This is a genomic window from Mycobacterium sp. E2462 (genome assembly GCF_001672685.1).
Lineage (GTDB): Bacteria > Actinomycetota > Actinomycetes > Mycobacteriales > Mycobacteriaceae > Mycobacterium.
Genome location: NZ_LZKC01000064.1, coordinates 1 through 3,262, shown reverse-complemented (window position 1 = coordinate 3,262; position 3,262 = coordinate 1). Strand labels below are relative to the sequence as shown.

3 protein-coding genes and 1 pseudogene are annotated in these 3,262 nt (G+C 70.6%); 1 reads left to right on the top strand and 3 read right to left on the bottom strand.

Features of this window, described 5'->3' with window-relative positions:
- Positions 1-52: 52 nt before the first annotated feature.
- A complete protein-coding gene (gene purS, locus A5714_RS03460) occupies positions 53-292 on the bottom strand; it encodes a phosphoribosylformylglycinamidine synthase subunit PurS (RefSeq protein WP_068071686.1) in 240 nt (79 codons plus the stop codon).
- Positions 293-353: 61 nt separating this feature from the next.
- A pseudogene (locus tag A5714_RS03455) lies at positions 354-1,089 on the bottom strand (ATPase).
- Between A5714_RS03455 and A5714_RS03450 the strand changes: the two are divergent.
- Positions 1,066-1,704, top strand: a complete 639-nt coding sequence (locus A5714_RS03450; RefSeq protein ID WP_068071689.1) for an MBL fold metallo-hydrolase — start codon at positions 1,066-1,068, stop codon at positions 1,702-1,704. The pseudogene A5714_RS03455 and the gene A5714_RS03450 overlap by 24 nt on opposite strands.
- A gap of 34 nt (positions 1,705-1,738) precedes the next feature.
- Here the strand turns inward: A5714_RS03450 and A5714_RS03445 are convergent.
- Positions 1,739-3,262 (bottom strand): FAD-binding dehydrogenase (locus A5714_RS03445; RefSeq protein ID WP_068282791.1); only part of this gene is annotated, 1,524 nt, incomplete at its 5' end.

The following is a 3,262-nucleotide window of genomic DNA, read 5'->3' as shown; positions in this document are numbered from 1 at the left end:
GCGTCCACGTCGTCGAGCGTGCCGGGGAAGGTGATGATGCCGATCCGCGTCGTCACTGCGCCTCCCGGCTGATCGTCCAGTCTTCGATCACGGTGTTGGCGAGCAGCGTCTCGGCGATCTCGGCCAGCACCGCGTCGTCGACCGTGTCGTCCACGTCCAGTTCGAACCTCTTGCCCTGCCGGACCTCGGCGACCCCTGGGTGGCCCAGCCGCCCGAGCGCGCCGACGATGGCCTGACCCTGCGGGTCCAGGATCTCCGCTTTGGGCATCACGTTGACGATCACCCGGGCCACCGGCGCTCCTCCTCAGTCAGGCTGTCGGCGCCGAGTCTACCGGCGAAACCGCAGCCAGGGGCTACGGGCACGAGGCGATGTAGGCCTCACACAGGGGCGCGGTCATGGCGCCCAGCACCGGGTCGTCCGCCATCGCCGGCCACGGCACCTGCGGCGGCCCCGACGACCACAGGGTGAGCTCGCTGATGGTGCTGCTGGCCACGTGCGCGATCAGGTAGGTGTGCATGACGACCGGACCGCTGATCACCGCCGCCACCCGGTTCGGCGCGTCGTCGGTGATCGACGGCGACTCCTGCGGCGCGCGCTGCTGGCAACCGCGCAGGGCGGCGACGGCGGCGCGCAACACGTCGGCCGCGGTCGGGCCGCCGCGCGCGGTGTCGCCGCGCCAGTGCAGCACCTGCACCTGCAGCTGCCACTGCCCGTCGGGGTGGGCGACGGTGGCGCGGGACGTGACCGCCGAGTCGCGCGGGTCCTGCCCGGACGCCGGCGCGCCGCACAGCTCCTCGAACCTAAACCGCGGCCCGGGCGTCGCTCCGGTGAGCGGCACCGCCACCCCGGACAAGGCGGGCCAGTGGTACACCGCGTCCAGCGGCACGGCCCGCTGCTCGATCCAGGCCGTGTTCGGGATCCGGTCACAGGTGGTGGGGCAGGTCTCGGGCTCGGCGTGGGCGGGCGCGACCACGACCAGGGCGACGGTCAGGCCGCCGGCGACCAGGATCGCGGCCAGCATCACGCGCATCGGCACCCTTCCCCTTCGAGGCACAATCGTAGATATGCAACTGACGCATTTCGGCCATTCCTGCCTACTTGCCGAGTTCGACACCACCAGAGTGCTCTTCGATCCGGGCAGCTTCGCCCACGGGTTCGAGGGCATCACCGGTTTGACCGCCATCCTGATCACCCACCAGCACCCCGATCACGTCGACGTCACCCGGCTACCCGCCTTGCTGGAGGGCAATCCGGGGGCGGCGCTGTACGCCGACCCGCAGACCGCGGCGCAGCTGGGTTCGCCGTGCCGGGACGTCCACGTCGGCGACGAGTTGCAGATCGGCGAACTGACGGTCCGGGCCGTCGGTGGCGTGCACGCCACCATCCACCCGGAAATCCCTGTGATCGAGAACATTTCGTTCCTGGTGGGTGACGCGCAGCATCGCGCCCGGCTGATGCATCCCGGCGACGCGCTGTTCGTGCCCGACGAACCGGTGGACGTGTTGGCCACGCCGGCCGCCGCGCCGTGGATGAAGGTCTCCGAAGCCGTCGACTACCTGCGCGCGGTGGCACCCACGCGGGCGGTCCCGATCCACCAGGGCATCATCGCCCCCGACGCGCGGGGCATCTACTACGGCCGGCTTTCGGAGATGACCGACACGGACTTTCAGGTGCTGCCCGAGGAGAGCGCCGTCGCCTTCTGAGCGGCGTTCCCCGGCTTGGCGGTGCGAGGCGCGGTCAGGCGATGTCGGCGGCGGCGCCGCGGCCGGCCGCGCGGCCCGAGAAGACGCAGCCGCCCAGGAAGGTGCCTTCCAGCGCGCGATAGCCGTGCACCCCGCCGCCGCCGAACCCGGCCGCCTCGCCGGCGGCGTACAGACCGGCCAGCGGCGTCCCGTCCTCGGTGAGCACCCGTCCGGCCAGGTCGGTTTCGATGCCCCCCAACGTCTTTCGGGTCAGGATGTGCAGTTTGACCGCGATCAGCGGGCCGGCCTTCGGGTCGGTCAGCCGGTGCGGGGCAACGACCCGGCCCAGCCGGTCACCGAGGTAGCCGCGGGCGGCCCGGATGGCGGTGATCTGGCCGTCCTTGCTGAACCTGTTGGCCACCTCGCGGTCTCGCGCGGTGACCTCGGCCTCCACCGTGGCGTAGTCGAGGGGCTGCACGTCGGGCAGCTTGTTCATCGCGGTCACCAACTCGCGCAGCGAGTCCGCGCTCACGAAGTCGATGCCCCGATCGACGAACGCCTGCACCGGTTTTGGCGGCCCCGAGCTGGCCCGGTTGCGCAGCAATTCGCGCACGCTCTGTCCGGTCAGATCGGGGTTCTGCTCCTGCCCGGACAGCGCGAACTCCTTCTCGATGATCCGGGCGTTCAACACGAACCAGGTGTAGTCGAACCCGGATTTGGTGATGTACTCCAGCGTTCCCAGGGTGTCGAACCCCGGGTAGAGGGGGATCGGCAACCGTTTGCCGTTGGCGTCCAGCCACAGCGACGACGGGCCGGGAATGATTCGGATGCCGTGCAGCGGCCAGATCGGATCGTAATTGGTGATGCCCTCGACGTAATGCCACATCCGGTCGGGGTTGATCACCCGGGCGCCGGCCTGCTGCGTGATGCCGATCATCCGCCCGTCGACATGCGCCGGCACCCCGCTCAACAATTGCTCGGGGACGCGGCCCATCCGCTGGGGCCAGTTCTTGCGGACCAGTTCATGGTTGGCGCCGATACCCCCGCTGGTGACGATCACCGCGTTGGCCCGAAACTCGAACTGGCCGACGGCTTTTCGTGACGACGCGACGCCCCGGGCGGCGGTCGAGGGCTCCAGCACCGTGCCCCGCACCCCGGTCACGGCGCCACCCTCGACGATCAGCTCGTCGACCTGGTGCCGGTGCGCGAACCGCACGGTCGAGCGGTCCCGCAGCTGGCGCGCGAAGATGTCGACCAACGCGGGGCCGGTGCCCCAGGTGATGTGGAACCGGGGCACCGAATTACCGTGTCCCAGCGCGTCGTAGCCGCCGCGCTCCGCCCAGCCCACCAGCGGGAACAGCTTGAGCCCGCGGGCGCGCAGCCAGCTGCGCTTCTCCCCGGCCGCGAAATCGACGTAGGCGTGCGCCCATTGGCGTGGCCAGTAGTCCTCGGGCCGATCGAACCCGGCCGTGCCGAGCCAGTCCTGCAGCGCGAGCTCGTGGCTGTCGCGGATGCCCAGCCGGCGCTGCTCCGGGCTGTCGACGAAGAACAGACCGCCGAACGACCAGAACGCCTGACC

Coding starts and splice junctions, on each gene's coding strand:
- A5714_RS03450 (WP_068071689.1), top strand. CDS start 1,066: ATGCAACTGACGCATTTCGGCCATTCCTGCCTACTTGCCGAGTTCGAC.